This is a genomic window from Megalodesulfovibrio gigas DSM 1382 = ATCC 19364 (genome assembly GCF_000468495.1).
GTDB classification, from domain to species: domain Bacteria; phylum Desulfobacterota; class Desulfovibrionia; order Desulfovibrionales; family Desulfovibrionaceae; genus Megalodesulfovibrio; species Megalodesulfovibrio gigas.
Genome location: NC_022444.1, coordinates 2,383,504 through 2,404,876 on the forward strand (window position 1 = coordinate 2,383,504; position 21,373 = coordinate 2,404,876).

Genomic DNA, 21,373 nt, shown 5'->3' on the forward strand with positions numbered 1-21,373 from the left:
TCCCGCGCCGGAACGCAAGATTACAGCTTGCTGCTGATGCGGGCCACGGCTTCCTTCAGGCGTTCGCTGTCCACGGTGAGGGAGATGCGGAAATACCCCTCGCCGGGCGCGCCGAACCCGTTGCCAGGGGTGAGCACCACCCCGGTTTCCTGAATGATTTTGGTGACGAATTCCGCCGAGGAGGCAAAGCCGGCCGGCGTCTTGGACCAGATGTAGAAGGATGCCTCAGGGTTGCGGCACTGCACGCCAGCTTCCCGCAGGGCCTTCACCACCACATCGCGCCGTTCCTTGTAGATGGCCCGGAACTGCTCGGCATACGGCTCGCCCTGCTGCAGGGCGGCGATGCTGGCTTCCTGCACGGCCTGGAAGGCCCCGGAGTCCATGTTTTCCTTCACCTTGCCCAGGCCAGCCACCAGGGTGGGATTGCCCACGGCCATGCCGATGCGCCAGCCGGTCATGTTGTAGGTCTTGGACAGGGAATGGAACTCGATGGCCACATCCTTGCCGCCGGGGAACTCCAGGATGGAGCGCGGCTTGTTGGCCGGATCGAAGTAGATTTCGGTATAGGCCGCATCGTGGACAACGATGACGTCAAATTCCTTGGCGATGGCGATGAGCTTTTCATAGAACGCATCAGGCGCCGTGGCCGCGGTGGGGTTGTTGGGGTAGTTGACGTAGATCATCTTGGCGCGACGCCATTCGTCGGACGTCACGCTGTCCAGATCGGGCAGGTAGTCGTTGTCATCGGTCAAAGGCAGGTACTTGACCACGCCGCCCAGGAACTCCGTGGTGACGGTGTACACGGGATAATTGGGCGTGCAGACGATGGCCAGATCCCCGGGGTTGGTGAAGGCCAGGGGGAAATGGGCAATGCCTTCCTTGGAGCCGATAAGGGTGATGACCTCGGACTTGGGATCCAGCTCCACGCCGAACCGGGTCTTGTACCAGTCCGCCACGGCCTGCCGGAACGCCAGCATGCCGATGTAAGAAGGATACTGGTGGTTGGCCGGGTTGCGGGCGCTTTGGGCCAGGGCGTCGATGATGAAGTCCGGGGTGGGCATGTCGGGGTCGCCGATACCCAGGCTGATGATGTCCACTCCACGGGATCTCACCTCTTCCTTGACCTTGTCGATCTGGGCGAAGAGGTACGGCGGCAGGGCTTTGATGCGGTCGGCAAGCTGGAAGGAAGGCATGCGCGCAAGACTCCTGAGAGGTGTTGTTGCAGAATGATGACGGAAAATTGCGATGTACTGGCGCGGGCAGGGGTTGTCAATGCATGGCCGCCCTGCCCGCCCTGGGCATCTGGCCCGGACGACCCGGACGAGTCGTCCGGCCGCCCTATTGTTTTGCCCGGGTGAAGGTGGCCATGCCGGCCCGGGGATTGGTGCCGCCCGGCTGCAGCACGTACAGGACAAAGGTATCCGATCCGTTTATCTTGCCAATGCGTATGCCCTCGGTGTGACCCACCAGATAGAAGGTGCGGCCGTCCTGCTCGATGACGCCGGAAAAGGCGTCCTTGCCGCTCGACTGATGGTTCCAGGCCACATGCCCGTGAAACACGGGGCCTTCCTGCCGTTCCACCACCAGGCTGGACGATTTGTGCCCGGCCGTGATGTACCCGTGGTTCCGGAAGTGCATGGCAGCGTCTCCTTCCCAGGTACCAACAAGATTCGGAAGTGCCGGCGCATCCTGGGCCATGGCGGCAGTGGCAAGCAGGCAGGACAACACCACGGCCGTGAACAATGCTCTGATCATGAATCCCCCTCCAGATGATGGTTGATTGCGCGAACATGCCGCGTCGGGAATTGCTGCCGAGCATACGCCTGTCCTGCGACCGGGACAAGCAATCCATGACCAATCGTCGAAAGTTCCCACACGGTCCTTGCTTCGCAGCAGGCCTCCCGATAGGTTGCAGGCATGTCTGCCCCACCCCTTGCCGCCGTCTCCCTGCATCCGCTCATGGATCGCCATCTGGAATACCTGCTGGTGGTCCGGGGCCTGGCCGAGAACACCATTGCCAGTTACGCCCACGACGCCCGGGACTTCCAGGCCTTTCTCCTGGCCCTGGGCAAGCGTGTGGAGACCGTGGAGGAGGTGGACCTGCTGCTGTACCTGGCCCACTGCCGCGGCCGGGAACTGGACGACAAGACCGTGGCCCGTCGCTGCGCCTACCTGCGCAGCCTGTACGGGCATCTGGCAGAGGAGCGCCTGCTGCCGGACAATCCGGCCGCCCTGCTGGAGCAGCCCGCCGTGCCCCGGCGGCTGCCCGATGTGCTGGAGCCCGAGGAAGTGGCCTTGCTGCTGGAGCAGCCCGCCGCCGACACCAGACTGGGCGCACGGGACCGAGCCATGCTGGAGCTGCTGTATGCCGCAGGATTGCGCGTCTCCGAGCTGGTGGGCCTGACCCTGCTGGATTACGATGCCCAGGCCGGCCTGCTCACGGTGTTCGGCAAGGGCTCCAAAGAGCGGCTGATCCCCGTGCACGACCTGGCCCAGCAGGTGCTGGATGCCTACCTGCAGGCCTGGCGGCCCCTGTTTGCCCCCAAAACCAGGCACCTGTTCCTGAATCGCTCGGGCACGGGCCTCACGCGGGTGGCAGTGTGGAAGCTGGTGCAACGTCACGCCCTGGCGGCCGGCATCGTCAAGACCGTCTCGCCCCACACCTTCCGACACAGCTTCGCCACGCATCTGCTGGAAGGCGGAGCCGACCTGCGCAGCGTGCAGTTGCTCCTGGGCCATGCGGACATCACGGCCACGGAAATTTACACCCATGTGCAGACGCGCCGTCTGGCCGAGCTGCACCGCACCCATCACCCCCGCTCCAGGCTGTTTCACGCATGACCCAGACCAAACTTCACGCCCCGCTGGTGATCACCGGCCACACCAACGCCGACTTCGACGCCCTGGCCGCCATGGTGGCCGCCAGCAAACTGTACCCCGGCGCTGTGCTCGTCTTTCCCGGCAGCCAGGAACGCACCCTGCGCAACTTTTTCATCCAAAGCGCGGTGTATCTCTTCAACTTCAAGAATCCAAAGGATATCGACCCGGTTTCGGTGCAGACGCTGGTCCTGGTGGATTCGCGCCAGCGCAGCCGCTTTCCCCATGTGAAGGCGGTGCTGGATCGCCGCGACGCCGGCGAGGCCGTGGATATCCACATCTACGACCATCATCCCGACGCCATGGACCCGGACGACGATCTCTCCTTCTCCACCGGCCACGTGGAAGCCATGGGGGCCACCACCACCATCATCTGCCGCATCCTGCAGGACCGCGGCATCAGCCTGAACCAGGACGAAGCCACGCTGCTGGGGCTGGGCATCTATGAAGACACGGGCTCCTTCACCTTCCCGTCCACCACGCCCGAGGATCTGGAGATTGCGGCCTGGCTCAAGCGTCAGGGCATGGACCTTTCCGTGGTGGGCGAACTGCTGCAGCGCGAACTGACCGTGGAGCAGGTGAAGGTGCTGGGCACCCTGCTGGAAAGCGCGGTGACGCACGAAATCAACGGCGTGCCTGTGGTCATGGCCGAGGTGAGCCTGGAAAGCTACCTGGGCGACTTCGCCATCCTGGCCCACAAGCTCCTGGACATGGAAAACATCCGCGTCCTCTTCGCCCTGGGCCGCATGCAGGATCGCGTGCACGTGGTGGCCCGCAGCCGCACGCCGGATGTGGATGTGGGGCTCATCTGCAGTTCCCTGGGCGGCGGCGGGCACGCCTACGCCGCCTCCGCCACGGTGAAGGACAAGACCATAGTTCAAGTGAAGGATGAACTTTTCGCCCTGCTCTTCTCGCACATCAATCCGCACATCCTGGCCATGCGCATCATGTCCAAGCCGCCCGTGACCGTGGAAGCCACGCAGCCCATCAACGACGCCGTGGAAATCATGACCCGCTACGGCTTCAAGGCCCTGCCCGTGGCCGCGCCGGGAACCCTGATGTGCGAAGGCGTGCTGGACCACTCCACGGCAGACAAGGCCCAGTCCCACGGGCTGGGGCACATCCCGGTTTCGGAGTACATGCAGCGGGATTGCGCCGTGGTCACGCCTCATGCGGATTTGTACCCGGTGATGGAGATCATCGTCGGCCAGCGGCAGCGGCTGGCCCCGGTGGTGGAAGACGGCGAAATGGTGGGCGTGATCACCCGCACGGACCTGATCAACACCCTCATCGAGGAGCCGGCCCGCATCCCGGAAATGCTGCTGCCGGAAAAGTCCCGGGAGCGCAACGTCTCCGCCCTGTTCCACGACCAGTTGCCCAGGCCCGTGCTGGCGCTTTTGGAAGACGCCGGCCGCCTGGGCGATGAACTGGGCGTGCCCGTGTATGCCGTGGGCGGCTTTGTGCGGGATCTGCTCCTGAAAAGCCCCACGCTGGATCTGGATCTGGTGGTGGAAGGCGACGGCCAGGCCTTTGCCCGCGCCTTTGCTGCCCGGCACCAGGGCCGCGTGCGCGAGCATTCCAAATTCAAGACCGCCGTGGTGGTGCTGCCGCATTTCACCATCAACGCCAACCAGCCCCCCCGCGAGCAGAAGGTGGATGTGGCCACCGCCCGCCTTGAATACTACGAATACCCTGCCGCCCTGCCCACGGTCGAGCTTTCCTCCATCAAGATGGACCTCTACCGCCGCGATTTCACCATCAATGCCCTGGCCGTGGAGCTGAACCCGGCCAGCTTCGGCCGGCTGGTGGACTTCTTCGGCAGCCAGCGCGACATCAAGGATCGCGTCATCCGCGTGCTGCACTCCCTGAGCTTCGTGGAAGACCCCACACGCATGCTGCGGGCTGTGCGCTTCTCCCAGCGCTACGACTTCCGCATCGGCAAGCAGACCCTGCGGCTCATCAAGAACGCCCTGCAGCTCAACCTGCTGGACCGTCTGAGCGGGCACCGCATTTTCAATGAATTGAAATTAATTCTTAATGAGGAAGAATTCCTGCAGGATCTCGAAATGATGCAGGACCTCGGCATTCTCAAGGCCATCCATCCCAAACTGGAGATGACGCCCCACCGCAAGGCGCTGCTGGAAGAGCTGGACAAAATTCTCACCTGGTACGGCCTGTTGTATCAGAGCCCCACCCCGCGGCGCTGGCTGCTCTGCCTGCTGGCCATGGCCGCCACCTGGAAGGAAGAAGAACTGCTGGCGCTCACCGTCCGCCTGGGTCTTTCCAAAAAGGAGGAACGGGAACTGGTGACCCTGCGCCGCAGCGTGCACAAGGCCATGGATCTGCTCAAACGCTGGTGCGCCGGGGACAAGAGCCTCTCCGAGCTTTACGGCATCATGCACCAGACGCCCCTGGAAGGCGCCCTGCTGCTCATGGCCAAATTTGATGACGACTGCATCAAGAAGCACCTTTCCCTGTACCTGACCACCCTGCGCGGCATCCAGCTGCAGATGAGCGGCGAGCACCTGATGGACATGGGCCTGCCCCCCGGCCCCATCTACACCCGCATCCTGGATTCCATCCGCGCCGCCAAGCTGGACGGCCGCGCCTCCACCCTGGCCGCAGAACTGGCCCTGGCCGAAATCCTGGTGCGCCAGTATTGGGATGCGCAGCAGCAGCCCGGCTCCTGACCGGTTTTCAATCGCAAAAAAAACGGGACGCCGTCCTGGCGTCCCGTTGCAATGTGGCATGCGGTGGCAGGAATCAGCCCTGCATCTGCTGGATGCCCTCCAGCGTCCATTCCGGGTTGGTCTGGGATTCGTCCCGGCTGAAGTGCCAGACTTCGCGCACCTGGGAAGGACGGTCGGCCTCGCGCTCCTCGCGCAGCATGGCGTCGTACAGCACGGCGATGACGGTTTCCGCGCCATTGCGACGCACTTCCAGCACCTTGGCGTCCAGGTACAGGATCTCGGTGGTGCCGGGGGTGGGATCGTCCTGGGCCTGACGGGCAATCTCGGCATAGACTTCATCGCTGGTGAAGCTGCGAATGTCGGCCAGATCGCGCTTGTCCCAGGAGGCCTGCAGCCGACCATAGAGCAGGCGGGCGCCTTCCAGGAAGGAGGCTTCGTCCAGGCCAGGAGGCATGGTCGGGCCGGCCGGAGTCTGGGGCTGCTCCTCCTGCTCGCGCAGGTTGCCCCAGCCGCTGTTCTGATGATGGGACTGCTGGCCGGCAGGCTCGTGCGCCGTACTGCGGGCCGAGGTCCCGGCCGTGGCCATGGCCGGTTCCATGTTGTTGGCCTGGGCGGCCCGACGGTTGCGGAAGAAGCGGAAGGCCATGAACGCGACCAGCCCCAGCAGCAGCAGTTCCAGTATGCCGCCGAACCCGCCCCCAAGGCCGCCGCCAAAGAGCATGCTGCCCAGCAGCCCGCCCATGAGCAGCCCGCCCAGCATGCCGCCAAGGCCACCGGAAAGCAGACCGGGCTTGGCCGCCGGCTGCGCCGCCTGACCGGGCTGGTTCTGCTGCTGCCCCTGGGTGCCGGCTGCCTGGCGCTGGGCAGACGGCGATTGCGGAGCCGCCGGCTGGCTGTTGCTGTACGAGGGCTTGCTGCCAAAGGATTTGCCGCCGCCCATGCGCTTGGCGTCGGAGAACTCCGCTGTGGTCAGCATCAGACAGAGGGCCATCAAGGGAATACGCGCCAGAGTGGCGGCGCTGCGGGAGAGGGGAACGAAAACAGAGCGAAGCATTGGACCTCCAGTGCAATCGGGGGTTCCGGATCGGCAAGGCCGGAGTCCCGGGTGGGCTGGAGGCTTGCGGGGCGCACCTCCAGCATGATGAATCATCATGCTGAAGGTCTGGCTCATCGGGATCTCCCGACGCCAGGACCAAGCGCCACAATGCAGCGCCAGTATTGTTGACCCTGGCTGAACGAGCTACTCCCCTTCAGTTTCGGATTAATTATGTCTACATTCCATGCTTGTCAAGCGTCTTGCATTCCTTCAGCCCGCCTGTCCTGACCGTTGTAACACCGTCAGCATTGAGATTTTGCGCCTTTTCAATGTCCCATTACAGTTATGTAATCATCTCCGGCTGGACACCTCGCCATCGTCCACCAAAGGCAACCCTGCTCCACTGCACCACACCCAGCACAACCAGACTCAATCTTGCTGACATTTTTTTCTATAATAATTCTAGCGTCTTATTTCACGTGAAACAAATCATGACCGCAACGGACTTGACATTGCGTTCCAGGCAAGGGAGGTGGACATTCTCACTTCATCTGCAACACACACTGCATATGCCAGGATACAAACTGCATCTGGTCGGTGGCGGCGCCCTGGTGGGCAGCGCACTGGCTGTCACACACCATTGCGAGGTGGCGGTATTCGATCCGTTCACCGCATCCGCGCTCATGGTCGTCGGGTTGTTGGCCTCGCTTTTTCCCGATGTGGATATCAACTCCAAAGGGAAACATCTGTTTTACGCCTTGCTGGTAGTGGTGGATCTGGTGCTCATGGTGCAGGAGCGCTACCAATGGGCCGCCATCCTGGGCTTTGTGGCCATGCTGCCGGCTGTCTCCAAACATCGGGGGTTCACGCATCGATGGTGGGCGGCGGTGCTCATCCCGGCGCTTGTGTGCACCCTGCCCGTCTGGTTCTATCAACTTCCCTGGCAGGTGATGCTGCCATGGTACATCGCCGCCGTGTTGGGCTACGCCAGCCATCTGATACTGGACAACGTCTTATAGTTTCAAGGCCACTGTTCCAGCCGAGACTATATCTGTCATTACAGGGCTTGTGACAAATTTGTGACTCCTTGCCCCTGGACCTCCTCCGGGGGCCATGATAGGAACGGTTCAGTTTATCTGATTCACTTCGTGCCTTTTTTCACCATCAACGGCGATGCGCTCCATGCCTGGCGACAGCCCTACTCCTTCCGGACTTCGTTTTCATTTTTCCAGACACTCCCTGCAAATCGTCCTGTTTGCCGGCGTATTTGTGCTGTTGCTGAACGGCTTTTTCATCATGCATTATCGCCAGAGCCGCGCCCAGGCCACGGCGGACGCCCTGGCTCGCCTGGAGCAGGCTGCGCATGCGCTGGCGGACCGGTTCCGGCTGCTGCAGGCAGACGGTACGGCTCCCGATCAGGCCCAGGCGGCCCTGCAGCGGCTTCTGCCGCCCCAGGGAGTGCTGATCCTGGAATCCGACGGGGGGCCGCAAGAAATCCGTGCGGTTGACGCCTCTTCCACTCCCCTGAATGCGTCTCTCATGGTGGCGACCGTTGCCGACACCGCCGGCAGCACCGTCCGTCTGGAGCAGCCCCGTGCGGCCGCCATGCATGGCTGGCAACTCGGCGCACGCAAGGCCCTCACCGGCATGGTGCTGGCCAATGCCCTGATTGCCGGGCTGGTATTCTTCCTGGGCCTGTTCGCCGCCAGGGCCAGACGCTGGCAGGCCGGGCACAAGCACAGCGAAGAAATGCTGGTGGCGCTGTTCGAGAATGCCAACCAGTTTGTGGCCTTGCTGGATCCGGCCGGCACGCTGCTCAAGGTGAACCAGGCGGCCCTGCAATGCATCGACGCCCCACGCGACAGCGTGCTGGGGCTGGAATTCTGGCGGCCCGGCTGGTGGCGTGTACCGCAGGAGGCCGCCAGAACCCGTCAGGCGGTCATGGAGGCCCTGGCGGGCCGACCCTCGCATTTTCAGAGCCAGAATGTGGATGCCCGGGGGCGGGCGTTTCCCGTGGACGTGAGCGTGAAGCCGCTCATTTTCGAGCACGATCATGTGGAATACATTCTGGTGGAATGGCGGGATATTTCCGACCTCGTCGCCGCTGCCAAAGCCCTGGAGGAGAGCCGCGGCCAGCTCATGGACATGGCCGCCAGCGTGCCCGGCGTGCTCTTCCGCCTGGAGGAGGTCGACCCCGCCGCCACGGTCCTGTCACAGCGGTTCCGCTTCGCCTTCATCAGCCAGCGCCTGCACCGGCTGTTCCACTTGAATCCGGAGCTGGCCACCCTGGATTGTATCGCCAATTTGATGCACCCCACCACGGCCTTTCTTGAGTCCCTGCAGCGGGCCATAGATTCGCCGCCCCGATGGGAGCACCTGAGCCAATTCACGGATCGGGCCGGCCGCACAGGCTGGGTGCGCATCCGCGCCAGGGTCAAGCCCCTGAAGCAGGAAGACGGCAGCCGGCTGGTGATCAACGGCGTGTTTCTGGACGAAACTGAACACATTGAGGCCGAGGAAGAGCTCAAGAAGGCCCACTCCGCCCTGCAGGAGCAGGAAAAGATGGTCTCCCTTGGTTCCATGGTGGCCGGGGTGGCCCATGAAATCAACACCCCCCTGGGCGTGGCCCTCACTGCCGCCAGCCAGCTGGACAAAGACGTGACCCAGGTGGCCCAGGCCTTTGACGATCAGACCCTCACCGCCGAGCAGATGACCGAATTCATCGCCGACGCCAGCGAGGCCACCCGGCTCATGGTGGCCAACTGCACCCGCGCGGCGGATCTTGTCCGCTCCTTCAAGCAGGTGGCTGCGGACCAGAGCGTGCAGGAGCTGCGCGCCATCGATCTCAAGGAATATCTTGATGATCTGGTCCTCAGCCTCCGGCCCCAGCTCAAGCGCACCCCGCACACCCTGGAAGTGGACTGCCCCGAGCTGCTCAACGTGGTTTGCGATCCCGGGGCCCTGGCCCAGATTGTCAGCAATCTGGTCATGAATTCGCTCAATCACGCGTTCAACGGCACCTCCGGCGCCATGCGCCTGGGCATTGTGTCCGCCCCGGCTTCGGATATGGTCACCTTGCGGTTTGAGGACAACGGCCTCGGCATGCCGGAGGCCGTGCGTCGTCGGGCCTTCGATCCCTTCTTCACCACCCGCCGCGGCCAGGGCGGCACCGGACTTGGCCTGCACATCGTCTACAATCTGGTGGTAAACTCCCTTGGCGGGACCATCACGTTGGACAGCACCGAAGGCAAAGGCACGGCGTTCACCATCACTTTCCCCAGAACCCCTGCCCCCACCGCCTGACCTGCGCGCCGGATGTTGCGGAACAGATCGAGCCTTGACGGAGCCTTGTCATGACGCAATTTCTCTTTGCCCCCAAAAAAGCTGCGCCTGAAGCAGACGCCAAATCCGCCGCGGAACCCGCCGTCCATACCGCCTCCCAGGACGAAGGCTGGCCCGTGCTCATTGTGGATGATGACGCCGAGGTGCATGCCGTCACCCGGCTGGCCCTGCGCAAGGTCTCGTACAAAAACCGGCGCCTGCAGCTCCTGAGTGCCTATTCCGCGGCCGAGGCCGAAGCCATCCTGCGCCAGCGCCACGACATCGCGGTGATCCTGCTGGACGTGGTCATGGAAACCGAGGATGCCGGCCTGCGGCTGACGCAGAAAATCCGCGAGGAAATGGGCATCAAGGCCACGCGCATCATCCTGCGCACCGGCCAGCCCGGTCAGGCCCCGGAAGAACGCGTCATCGTGGATTACGACATCAACGACTACAAGGCCAAGACGGAACTCACCACCCAGAAGCTCTTTACCACCCTCATTGCGGCCCTGCGCTCCTACCGGGACATCATCACCATCGAGGCCAACCGCGCCGGCCTGGAGAAGATCATCCGCGCCTCGGACCAGCTCATGGAAATGGTCTCCATGACCGAATTCGCCGACGGCGCGCTGTTACAGGTCTGTTCGCTGCTGGAGCAGAAGCCCGAGGGCGTCATCTGCCTGCAGAAGGCCGATGGCGGCCCGCCCACCATCATCGCCGGCGCGGGGCGCTTCTCCGCCCTGGCCCGCTCCACCCTGGACGCCCTGGAGGACCCCCACGTCCAGGACGCCATCCGCACGGCCTTTGAGCGGCGCGAAAACGTGTACCTGGACAATGCCACCACCCTGTACCTGCGCGCCGAGGATGGCAACGAAGTGGCCGCCCTGGCCCTGCAGCGCAGCCCCCTGCGCCAGGATGACCGCCGCCTGCTGGAACTCTTTGCTTCCAAGATTTCCGCCAGCTTCACCAACGTGCTGCTGTACGAAAAGCTCCTGGCCGCCAACGAGCAACTGACCCTGGCCAACGAAGACCTGGAACGCCGCGTGGTCGAGCGCACTGCCGAGCTGCAGAAGGCCAACGAACAGCTGATGGAAATGGCCTCCACCGACTGTCTGACCAAAATCTGCAACCGCCGCCGACTCTTTGAGCTGGGGTTGCAGGAACTCGGCCGCAGCCAGCGCTCGGGGGTGCCGTTCAGCCTCATCCTGTTCGATCTGGACCGCTTCAAGAGCATCAACGACACCTACGGCCACGACGCCGGCGACGAAATCCTCCGTCAGGCCGCCCTGCGCGCCGCCTCCTGCCTGCGGCTCTACGATACCCTGGCCCGCCACGGCGGCGAGGAATTCGCCGTGCTGCTGCCGGAAACCCAGTGCCAGGACGCCAGCTCCGTGGCCGAGCGCATCCGCAGCCACTTCGCCTGCCTGCCCGTGCTCTACGGCAAGACGGAAATTCCCTTCACTGCCAGCTTCGGCATTGCCACGCATCAACCCGGCGAATCCTTCGACGATGTGCTCAAGCGGGCGGACGCCGCCCTGTACGGGGCCAAGGAGCAGGGCCGCAACCGGGTGCAAACCGTCTGCTCCGGCACGCGCTGAGCCGCCGCTGCGTAAAGGAACGCCATGACCGCGCACTGGCTGGTCAAGTCCGAACCGGGCTGTTTTTCCATCGACGATCTGGCTGCGTCCGAACACGGCGCCACCTGCTGGAGCGGCGTGCGCAATTACCAGGCCCGCAACTTCATGCGCCAGATGCAGCAGGGGGACACGGTGCTGTTCTACCACAGCGTCACCAACCCCGCCGTCGTGGGGCTGGCCAGGGTGGTGCGGGAGGCCTACCCGGACCACACGGCCTTTGATCCGGCGGATCAGCACTACGACCCCAAATCCAGCCCCGAAAAACCCCTGTGGGACATGGTGGACATCCAGTGGCTGGAGACCTTCCCCCGCCCCCTGCCGCTCCCCCTGCTCCGCCAGGTGCGGGGACTGGAGGAAATGGAACTGCTGAAAAAAGGCTCGCGGCTCTCGGTCATGCCCGTGTCGGCTGCAGCGTTCCAACGCATCATGGAACTGGCGCATCAGGCATAAGCGTGAGGCGGGGAGATTTTTTCAAGAAATCCCCCCGCCTTCCTCAAGAGTGTGACAGCAGGCGCTACACCACCGTGAGCTTGAGAAACCGCTTCTTCCCCAGCTTGATCACATACTCGCCCGGGGCCAGGGCGGTTTCCGGGTCGTCCAGCTTCTCGCCGTTCACGCTCAGGGCGCCGGCCTTCACCTGACGGCGGGCCTCGCTGCGGGAAGCCACCAGCTCGGCATCGGCCAGAAACTGCACGGGGCGGCTGGCATCGCCCGCGGCGGCCGTGAATTCGGGCATGTCCTCGGGCAACGCGCCCTTGCTGAACACGGTCTCAAACTCCTGGCGGGCGTGGTCCGCGGCCGGGGCATCGTGGTATTTGGCGGCCATCTCCCAGGCCAGGCGCTTCTTGCATTCCATGGGATGCAGCGCCCCGCCCTCCACCTGGGCCTTGAGATCGGCGATTTCTTCCAGGCCCTTGTCCGAGAGCAGCTCGTAATACCGCCACATCATCACGTCGGACACGCTCATGAGCTTGCCGAAGATGTCCTTGGCCGGCTCGTCGATGCCCACGTAATTCCCCAGGGATTTGCTCATCTTCTGCACGCCGTCCAGGCCTTCGAGCAGCGGCATGGTCATGATGCACTGGGGTTCCTGCCCGTAGTGGGACTGCAGATGCCGGCCCACCAGCAGGTTAAAGGTCTGGTCCGTGCCGCCCAGCTCGATATCCGCCTTGAGGGCCACGGAATCGTAGCCCTGGACCAGGGGATAGAGGAACTCATGGATGGCGATGGGCCGGCCGTCGGCAAAGCGCTTGGAGAAGTCGTCGCGCTCCATCATCCGGGCCACGGTGTGGCGGGAGCACAGGCGGATGAAGTCCGAGGCGGAAAACTGATCCATCCAGGTGGAGTTGAAGGCGATTTCCGTCTTGTCCTTGTCCAGCAGCTTGTAAATTTGCTGCTTGTAGGTCTCGGCGTTGGCCAGCACCTGTTCGCGGGTCAGGGGGGGGCGGGTCTCGGACTTGCCGGAGGGGTCGCCGATCATGCCCGTGAAATCGCCGATCAGAAAGATGGCCTGGTGGCCGGCGTCCTGAAAATGCTTGAGCTTCTGCAGGCAGACGGTGTGGCCCAGGTGCAGATCCGGCGCCGTGGGATCGAAACCGATCTTCACCCGCAGGGGCTTGCCCCGGGCGAGCTTTTTTTTGAGTTCTTCGATGTCGATGCAGTCCACGCAGCCGCGCAGCAGTTGCTTGAGTTCGGCGTCCACGATGCGATGATCCTTTTGTGGTTGGGGTCACGAGATGGGGAAAACGGCCGTGGCGCGGCCGGTGGCGTCGTCCGTATGCACCAGCAGGCCTTGCACTGTGCCTTCACCCTTGGCCAGCTCGAAACGGGCAGGCAGGCTGGTGACGAATTTTTTGACGATGATGGCCGGATCCATGCCCAGGACGGATGCCGCCACGCCGCACATGCCGGCATCGGTGACGGCTGCCGTGCCATGGGGCAGGATGCGGGCGTCCGCAGTCTGCACATGGGTGTGCGTGCCAGCCACCAGAGTGGCGCGGCCATCCAGATGCCAGGCCATGGCCTGCTTTTCCGAGGTGGCCTCGGCATGAAAATCCACAACAACATGGCTGATTTCTGGATCCAGGGACGCCAGCAATGCATCCACGGCCAGAAACGGGCACTCTGCAGGCTCCATGAACACCCGGCCCAACAGGCTGCACACCGCCACGGGCACGCCGGCGGCGGTGCGCACCACGGTCATGCCCTGGCCGGGGGTGCCGGGGGGGCGATTGGCCGGGCGCAGCACCCGGTGGTCGGCATTCATGAGCGCCTGCAATTCCTTGAACCGAAAGGTGTGGTTGCCGCCGGTGAGCACGTCCGCGCCCAGGGCCAGCAGCTCCCGGGCCTCGGGCGGAGCCAGCCCCACGCCGCCGGAGGCGTTCTCCGCATTGACGATCACCAGATCCGGGGCATGCCGCTCCCGCAATCCGGGCAGTTCCCGGCGCAGGGCCTCGCGACCGGGCCGGCCCATCACATCCCCCAGAAACAGAATGTGCATGCCTGCCTACATCCAGAAAGGCTTGACGTCCACCATGGCCCCGACCTCCAGGCCCTCCAGGCCGGCCGGGATGCGCACCAGCCCGTGGGATCCAACGAGGGTCCGCAGCAACCCGGACGGCCCCAGCTCCGGCGTGGCCTGCAGACCGTCCTCCCCCGGCGCGACCCGCACCCGGACGTAATCTTCCCGTCCCTGGCGCGAGGCCACATTGCGCGCAAGCCGGGCCGTCAGCCCGGGCCGGCGCTCCCACTGCAGGGAAGTAGGATCGCCCATGAGCCGGCGCAAAAGCGGCTGCACCAGCACCAGCATGACCACCATGGCCGAGGCTACCTGCCCCGGCAGCCCCCAGACGGTGCGGTGCCCCACCCGGGCCAGGATGACCGGCTTGCCCGGCGACATGGCCACGCCATGGGCCAGCACCTCGGCTCCGGGCCGGGCCTGAATGGCCGCCAGGGTGCAATCCCGCGTGCCCACGGAGCTGCCGCCGGAGAGCAGCACCACGTCGTGTCCGCCTTCCTCGGCGTCATCCAAGGCGGCGTCAAGGGCGGCTTTCAGGGCGGCGGGATCGTCCCCGGCATGGGTGCGAAGACCGGGCTCGGCGCTGCACTGGCGGCAGAGCTGGGCCAGGGTGAGGCTGTTCACATCGCGCACCTGACCAAGGCGGGGACGTTCGGTGATCGGGACGACTTCATCCCCCGTGGAAATGACCGCCACCCTGGGCCGACGATGGACAGGAATTTCCAGTACCCCGAGGGCCGCCAGCAGGCCCAGTTCCTGCGGCCGCAGGAGCGTGCCCGCGGGCAGCAGCACCGCGCCGGCGCGGGCGTCCTCCCCCTGGCGCATCACGGCCTCGCCCGGAGCCACGGCCCGGCGGATCTCGATGACGTCGCCCGCCTGGCCCAGGACGTTGTTTTCCGGCGCGCCGACGATCTGCGTCTGCTCCACCAGCAGCACCGCATCCGCGCCACGGGGGAGAATGCCGCCGGTGACGATGGCCGCGCACTGGCCGGGAGCCAGGGAAAATGTCGGCGGGGTCTGGATGTCCACCACGCCCACGCAGTCCAGCAGGCCGGGATTGGTCTCGCCGCTGCCGAAGGTGTCCGCCGCGGCCACGGCATAGCCGTCCATGGAGGAACGGTCCGCCAGGGGCAGATCCTCGTCGGCCGTCACATCCCGGGCCAAGGTCAGGCCCAGGCCGTCTTCGATGGATAGGGAAACGGCCGGCAGGGGCGCAACGCCCTCCAGCAGCGCCTGAAAGGCCGTCACAGAGACGACGTTGAAAAATCCTTCCACAAATCCCCCCTATCCGTCCAAGGTGATGTGCACCGGCGAGCCGGGCGTGTAGCCCTTCAGCTCGGCCAGCATGCCGCGCAAGGTGCCGGCAATGAGCCGGCCCACGAAGGGCCCCGTGGCCAGGGGCTGACCGTTGACCATGATCGTGACCTCCATGCGGCGGGCGGTGCAGGCGTCCGGGGTCAGGCGTCCGGCGACGATTTCCTCGGCCATCTCGGCGCAGTCAGTCTTGCCGCAGCCGCCGCAGTCCAGGCCGGGCAGCAGGAAGCTGCGGGTCATGGCCAGATCGGCCAGGGCGTCCAGGGTTTCCAGATGCGGCAGCTCGGGATGGGCAACGTCGCCGTAGGTGGCCAGGGTCAGACCCGGCTCCAGGGCGGCGGCTTCGGCCGGTTCGTGCAGCAGCAGCACCCGCGGCAGCCAGCCCAGGGACTTGCCGCCCTCCACCAGCAGGATATCCGCATCCAGCAAGGGGATGAGATCGGGCAGGTGCGTGAATTTGGGCCACAGCAGGGCTGTTTCCTCCGGACTGATGAACACCACGTTTTCAGCCACGGCCAGGAGCTTGTCCGTATCCGTCTCAGCTTTGTCCAGACCATGATGGCTGGACTTGGCCACGGCCACGCGCAGGCCGCGTTCGCCCAGGCGACGGGCCAGGGCCAGGGTGGCAGTGGTTTTACCGGATTTCTTGAAGCCCACCAGGGCCAGGGCGCGCGTCACGGGCATGGCGGCATCTCCCCTTACGGCTGTATTTGCAGGATGGTGAAGGAGGACAGGGTATCCACCAGGGTGGATCCCAGGCGCTTGACGCTCTCGTGCTCCGCACCCGGCGCCAGGCCGGTGATGCAGGTGCGGCCCATCACCACGCGGCCGCTGCTGCCGTCGGGCTCCCGGCTGTGCACGCCCCAGATGGCATGATACACCGCCGCCCTGCCCTTGTGCTGGCCCACGTACAGCATCACATGGCCCTTCTTGTTCACCAGGGTGCGGAAGGGCAGCCCGTCCCGCAGCAGGGTCGCCTCTTTTTGCGCGGGCGAGAGGCCCTCCAGGGGGCGCTGGTCCCCTGCCCTGGCCTGCTGTGAGGAATTGCGGGGCAGGAAGACGCCAAAGGGGGTGAAGAGATCGCGCATGAGGGAGGAGCAGTCCCGCAGGCCGTCCAGCCCGCCCCAGCCATAGGCCTGGCCCTGCATGGCCGCAGCAAGGACGGCCACCCGCTCCCGGGAAAACGCCAGCGGCATGGCGGCGGCCTGCGCATTGGTAAGCAGGGCCTGATCCAGGGCCGTCAGATCTCCGGTACGGCGCGGAATGCCCACCCGGATGCCGAAGGGGCCCTGCTCCAGCACGGGCAGCACCGCGCCGATGCCCAGGCGCACGCTGGCGCGCTTGTCTGCCGCGGTGAGGAGCACGTGTTCGGCCGTCACTGCGGCCCAGGGCGCCCTGCGGAACAGATCCATCAATCCCTGGTCCACAAACCCTACCTGCTGGCGAGGCAGCCAGCCCGCGGCATAGGCGCTTTCCACGTGCAGCCACAGGCCGTCTGCACTCTGATGCGTCACCAGCACCGGAGTGGCGGCCCAGATGGCGGAGTTTTGGAAATAGTCGAACGGGTACCCTTCTCCCGGCCGGGCAGGATCCAGGAAAAAGGGCTCGGCCGTGGGCAGCACCCTGAGATCCCCCGTGGACAGCACAATGCCCGGCTGCCGCATGGAGGGGAAGGTGGAGGCGGCGCAATTGGCGGCAATGGCGGTGCTCCAGCCAGCAGGCCGGGGCGCGCCGTTGCGCTGCCAGGCCTGCTTGCCGCCATAGGTGGCTATGCCCCACAACGCGTCCTTGGCGGATTGCGGCTTGGCCCCGGGATTCCACGGCGCGAGCCAGCGTTCGCGGAATTTGGCGTACAGCCCGGCCTGCAGGGCCGGGGAGACAGGTTCGCCCTCGGGCCAGGGCCGGCCCGTGCCGGTCAGACGGCGGGGATCCTGCGGAAAGGCCGTGAGATCCGCCACCACCTCCGCCGTGGGCGGCGGCAATGGGCTTGGCGTTTTGGCGCTGCACGCGCCCAGGAGCAGCGCGCAGGCCAGCAGCAGAAGCGCCGGACGCAGCCGGTATGCAATGCGATGAAGAATGCCGTCCATGATGACCCCGTTGAAGGGTCCCTGTTTAGACGGCGCGGCGAGTTCTGGCAAGGGCGCGGCGCAGGGCGCGGTCCAGCCGTTCCGCATCCACCGGTTTGGAGATGTATTCATCCATGCCGGCATCCTTGATCCGCTGGCGGTCTTCGGTGGAGGAGAAGACGGTCAGGGCGATGATGGGCACTTCGGGATCGCCACCGCTTTTGCCATCGCGAATTTCCCGGGCGGCGGTCAGGCCGTCCATTTCCGGCATCTGCACGTCCATCAGCACCACGTCAAAACGGGCGGCGGCCAGCTTCTCCAGGGCCTGCAGGCCGTTGACGGCGGTTTCCACGCTGTGGCCCTGCTTTTCCAGAAACACCTTGGCAAAGATGCGGCTCACGTCCTCATCCTCCACCAGCAGCACCCGCAAGGATCCCGTGGCCGCCTCCCAGGCCTTTGGGGCCAGCCGTTCAGCCGCGGCCGGCTCCTGGGCCCTGCCCAGGCACACGGTGCACGTGAAGGTGGAACCGGTGCCCTCGCCGGCGCTGGAGAGCACCAGGGAACCGCCCATCATCTCGGCCAGAGTCTTGGAAACCGGCAGGCCAAGGCCCGCACCGGCGTGCTTCTTGGTGAGGATTTCCTCGCCCAGGGAAAAGGCGTCGAAGATGTGGTCCCGTTTATGGGCGGGCACGCCGGGGCCGGTATCGTGCACCTGGAAGACCAGCAACGCGTGGGCGCCGTTTGCGGGAGTATTGGCCGCCGGCCTGTCTGCCTCGGTCCCGGGGCGGACGTGGATGGCCACATGACCCTGCCGGGTGTATTTCACGGCATTGTCACCCAGGTTGTAGACGATCTGCTTGAGCCGTTCGGTATCGCCCACCAGATAGTTCGGCGTGTCCGCCTGGATTGCGACCTCGAAGCCCAGGCCCTTTTCCGTGGCCAAACGCCCCAGGGTCTCGAACACCGGCGCCAGGGTTTCGCGCAGGGTGAATTCCGCCGGCCGCAGGGTGAGCATGCCACGTTCCGAGGCGGACAGATCCAGCAGATGGTTGACGATGTGCAGCAGATCCCGGCCCGAGCGGCGCACGGCTTCGATATAGAGCCGTTGTTCCTCGGTGGTCTCGGTGATGGAGAGCAGATCCGTCATGCCCAGGATGCCGTTCAGGGGCGTGCGCAGCTCATGGCTCATGTTGGCCAGAAAATCGCGCTTGGCGGCCAGGGCCTTTTCCAGGGCGTGCTCACGCTCGGAAATGGTGCAGCGCAGCACCTCCCGGGATTCCACCAGATCCGTCACATCCGCCAGTCCCAGGACGGCGCCGCCGTCCACCAGGGCACAGATATGGACCGACAGATCGCAGGAACCGCCGCCCTTCAGGGGCAGCCGGCAAATGGCGTTCCGGGTGCGCCCGGGCTGGCAGCCGCTGGCCTGCATCATCTCCATAAGGCGTTTGACCACGTCCTGCACCGGCTCTGCACAGGTGCCCAGCAGGGTGGTGGCCGCCTTGTTGCATTCACGCAGTTCGCCACCGGGGCAGATGGCCAGTACGGCAAAGGGACTTTCCAGCGGATCGCCGGCAGGGGGCGGCAGCTCGTCATCGTGGGAAGACATTTCCACCTCTTCAAACATCAGGGTTCGCGCCCGCCTACCCTTGAAGGCGCCGGGCAAGCCAGGTGTGCCGGGCAAGCGTTGCGTTATTCCGTACAGCCATGGCCAGGGCCTTGCGCGAACCTGTCAGCACCACCAGCTTGCGACCGCGCGTGACGGCCGTGTACAGAAGATTACGTTGTAGCATGACGAAATGCTGCGTCAAGACGGGAACAACAACGGCGGGATATTCTGAACCCTGCGATTTGTGGATAGAAATGGCGTACGCCGGGGCGACGTCGTCCAGATCCGCCCCTTCGAGCAAAATTTCCCTGCCATCGAATTTCACCAGTAATCCAGGACCTTGGGGATCCACGGCCACCACGCGGCCGAGGTCGCCGTTATAGATGTCGAGATCATAGTTATTGCGCAATTGCATGACGCGGTCGTGCAGCTGAAAACGCCTGCCGCCGCGCACCAGGGCAACTTCCTGTGGATTGAGAGAGAGTTGCAGCAATTCGTTGAGCCGCTCCACTCCGGCGGAGCCCTTGTGCATGGGCGCAAGGACCTGGATGTCCTCCATGGGGTCCAGCTTGAAGCGTCTGGGGATGTGGTTCTTGACCAGATCCACAATGCGCTGGGCGCAGCGCTCGGGGTCTTCTTCCTCAATGAAATAGAAGTCCGAAAGCCGTTCCCGGCTGGTTTCCAGGTACGGCATCTGCCCCTGGTTGATGGCGTGCGCCCCCAGGACGATATCACTCTGCCGGGCCTGGCGAAATACTTCATCCAGTTCCACCACGGGCACGACCCCCGAGCCGATGATGTCCTTGAGCACGTTGCCCGGCCCCACCGAGGGCAGCTGGTGCACGTCTCCCACCAGCACCATGGTGGCCCCCAGGGGCACGGCCTTGAGCAGGTGATGCATGAGCATCAGATCGATCATGGAACTTTCGTCGATGATCAGCAGGTCGCAATCCAGGGGATCTTCCTCCCCGCGAAAGAATCCGCCCGTCTGCTGGCTGAACTCCAGCAGGCGATGGATGGTCATGGCTTCCTGCCCGCAGGCCTCGGCCATGCGCTTGGCCGCCCGGCCCGTGGGCGCAGCCAGCAGGGCCGTGGCCTCCATGGACTGGTACAGGGCCAGGATGGCCTTGATGATGGTCGTCTTGCCCGTGCCCGGCCCCCCGGTCACCACCAGCACCTTGGAGCGGCCGGCCTGTTCCACGGCCTCCACCTGACGCGGGGCCAGGGCGATGCCCAGGGATTTTTCCACTTCCCGGATGGCGTCCTCCGGGTCCATGGGGCGCAACCGGCGCGGGGCCGCGGCCAGGGTCCGCAACCGGGAGGCCACCCGGCGCTCTGCCGTGTGGAAGTTCGTCAGATACACGGCCTCGCCGACCTCAGGCAGTTCCTCCAGGATCAACCGACCCTCGAAGACGAGATTTTCCAGCGCCTTGCGGCAGAGGTCCTCGGGCACCTCCAGCATGCGCTCGGCGCGCTCCATCAGGGCGTCCTTGGGGGAGAACACATGCCCCTGTCCGGTTTCCTCACCCAGCACATAGACGATGCCGGCTTCCACGCGCAGGTCGCTGTCCGTGGCGAAGTTGAGCTTGCGGGCGATGGCGTCGGCCGTCAGAAATCCGAATCCCCGCACCTCCATGCACAGTCGGTAGGGATTGTGCTGCACCACGGCCACCGCCGCCGGTCCATAATGCTTGAAGATGCGCAGGGCATGCGCCGCGCTGACGCCATGGGACTGGAAAAACAGCATGGCCTCGCGCACTTCGCGTTGCGCTGCCCAGCCTTCCACCACCATCTTGAGTTTCTTTTCGCCCACGCCGCCCACCTCGCGCAGGCGTTCGGGGGAGCGGTCCAACACCTCAAGGGTTTCAGCCTTGAAATGATTGACAATACGGTTGGCCAGTTCCGGCCCCACGCCCTTGATGATGCCAGAGCCCAGGAACAGACGGATGCCGTCCTCCTCCACGGGCAAGGCCTGCACGGCGGATTCCGCCAAAAACTGCGGCCCGTAGCGCGGATCCTCCTTCCAGCGACCGGTGAATTTGAACTCCTGGCCGGGCAGGGCATCCAGCATGGCGCCCACCACCGTTACCGGATGACGAGAACCGGGCAGTCGCACCCGGGCCACGGTGAAGCCGTTTTCAGGATTGGAAAAGGTGACGCGTTCGATGCGGCCGGCCAGTTCCTGCATGCCATCGGTCTCGGCCAGGGGCAGGGAGGCCTGCGCCGGCGTCTCCTGGGGCGCGGCAGGTTCATTTTTGCGGGGGCGTTTGGTGCGGGAAGATTTCATAGTGCGAGGGAATAACTG

Annotated in this window: 16 protein-coding genes; 6 read left to right on the forward strand and 10 right to left on the reverse strand. The window is 64.8% G+C overall.

The annotated features are described in order from the left end of the window. Nucleotides 1–20: 20 nt before the first annotated feature. Together DGI_RS10460 and DGI_RS10465 are read right to left on the reverse strand one after the other, a co-directional pair. Nucleotides 21–1,193: an LL-diaminopimelate aminotransferase gene (locus DGI_RS10460; RefSeq protein WP_021760980.1), complete on the reverse strand. Its 1,173-nt coding sequence runs from the start codon at nt 1,191–1,193 to the stop codon at nt 21–23. Nucleotides 1,194–1,338: 145 nt separating this feature from the next. Continuing rightward, on the reverse strand, nt 1,339–1,755 hold the full coding sequence (locus tag DGI_RS10465; protein WP_021760981.1) for a hypothetical protein: 417 nt from the start codon (nt 1,753–1,755) through the stop codon (nt 1,339–1,341). A 162-nt stretch (nt 1,756–1,917) separates the two neighbouring features. Between DGI_RS10465 and xerD the strand changes: the two genes are divergently transcribed. Together xerD and DGI_RS10475 are read left to right on the forward strand one after the other, a co-directional pair. Then, entirely contained in the window at nt 1,918–2,841 is a 924-nt protein-coding gene (xerD, locus tag DGI_RS10470) for a site-specific tyrosine recombinase XerD (protein ID WP_021760982.1), read from the forward strand. Then, nucleotides 2,838–5,567, forward strand: a complete 2,730-nt coding sequence (locus DGI_RS10475; RefSeq protein ID WP_021760984.1) for a CBS domain-containing protein — start codon at nt 2,838–2,840, stop codon at nt 5,565–5,567. The genes xerD and DGI_RS10475 overlap by 4 nt, the downstream gene beginning before the upstream one ends. Nucleotides 5,568–5,640: 73 nt before the next feature. On the opposite strand, the gene DGI_RS10480 is transcribed toward DGI_RS10475, so the two are convergent. Beyond that, nucleotides 5,641–6,621 (reverse strand): Tim44 domain-containing protein, encoded by a 981-nt coding sequence (locus tag DGI_RS10480; RefSeq protein WP_021760986.1) that lies wholly within the window; start codon nt 6,619–6,621, stop codon nt 5,641–5,643. Between the two features lie 551 nt (nt 6,622–7,172). On the opposite strand from DGI_RS10480, the gene DGI_RS10485 reads away from it, so the two are divergent. The 4 genes from DGI_RS10485 to DGI_RS10500 all read left to right on the forward strand — a co-directional run bounded on the left by DGI_RS10485 (nt 7,173) and on the right by DGI_RS10500 (nt 12,011). After that, nucleotides 7,173–7,622, forward strand: a complete 450-nt coding sequence (locus DGI_RS10485; RefSeq protein ID WP_021760988.1) for a metal-dependent hydrolase — start codon at nt 7,173–7,175, stop codon at nt 7,620–7,622. A gap of 163 nt (nt 7,623–7,785) precedes the next feature. Next, on the forward strand, nt 7,786–9,906 hold the full coding sequence (locus DGI_RS17265; protein WP_021760989.1) for a PAS domain-containing sensor histidine kinase: 2,121 nt from the start codon (nt 7,786–7,788) through the stop codon (nt 9,904–9,906). A 50-nt stretch (nt 9,907–9,956) separates the two neighbouring features. Next, the gene (locus DGI_RS10495; RefSeq protein WP_021760991.1) at nt 9,957–11,522 is read left to right on the forward strand and encodes a DUF3369 domain-containing protein; all 1,566 of its coding nucleotides are present in this window, start codon (nt 9,957–9,959) and stop codon (nt 11,520–11,522) included. Nucleotides 11,523–11,546: 24 nt separating this feature from the next. Beyond that, entirely contained in the window at nt 11,547–12,011 is a 465-nt protein-coding gene (locus DGI_RS10500; RefSeq protein ID WP_021760993.1) for an EVE domain-containing protein, read from the forward strand. 64 nt (nt 12,012–12,075) lie between these two features. Here the strand turns inward: DGI_RS10500 and tyrS are convergent, their stop codons facing one another. From tyrS to recD2, 7 genes are read right to left on the reverse strand one after another with little or no spacing between them, the layout of a single operon-like run. Continuing rightward, nucleotides 12,076–13,263: a tyrosine--tRNA ligase gene (gene tyrS, locus DGI_RS10505; protein ID WP_021760994.1), complete on the reverse strand. Its 1,188-nt coding sequence runs from the start codon at nt 13,261–13,263 to the stop codon at nt 12,076–12,078. Between the two features lie 27 nt (nt 13,264–13,290). Beyond that, complete coding sequence (locus DGI_RS10510; RefSeq protein WP_021760995.1) at nt 13,291–14,061, reverse strand: TIGR00282 family metallophosphoesterase; 771 nt, start codon at nt 14,059–14,061, stop codon at nt 13,291–13,293. A gap of 6 nt (nt 14,062–14,067) precedes the next feature. After that, the gene (locus DGI_RS10515; protein WP_021760996.1) at nt 14,068–15,354 is read right to left on the reverse strand and encodes a molybdopterin molybdotransferase MoeA; all 1,287 of its coding nucleotides are present in this window, start codon (nt 15,352–15,354) and stop codon (nt 14,068–14,070) included. 9 nt (nt 15,355–15,363) lie between these two features. After that, nucleotides 15,364–16,077 (reverse strand): molybdopterin-guanine dinucleotide biosynthesis protein MobB, encoded by a 714-nt coding sequence (locus tag DGI_RS10520; protein ID WP_021760997.1) that lies wholly within the window; start codon nt 16,075–16,077, stop codon nt 15,364–15,366. 14 nt (nt 16,078–16,091) lie between these two features. Then, nucleotides 16,092–17,480: an NlpC/P60 family N-terminal domain-containing protein gene (locus tag DGI_RS10525; protein WP_021760998.1), complete on the reverse strand. Its 1,389-nt coding sequence runs from the start codon at nt 17,478–17,480 to the stop codon at nt 16,092–16,094. 25 nt (nt 17,481–17,505) lie between these two features. Beyond that, entirely contained in the window at nt 17,506–19,068 is a 1,563-nt protein-coding gene (locus DGI_RS10530) for a response regulator (RefSeq protein ID WP_158407321.1), read from the reverse strand. A gap of 34 nt (nt 19,069–19,102) precedes the next feature. Continuing rightward, nucleotides 19,103–21,355, reverse strand: coding sequence for an SF1B family DNA helicase RecD2 (recD2, locus tag DGI_RS10535; protein ID WP_021761000.1), 2,253 nt, complete (start codon nt 21,353–21,355; stop codon nt 19,103–19,105). Between the last annotated feature and the right edge of the window lie 18 nt (nt 21,356–21,373).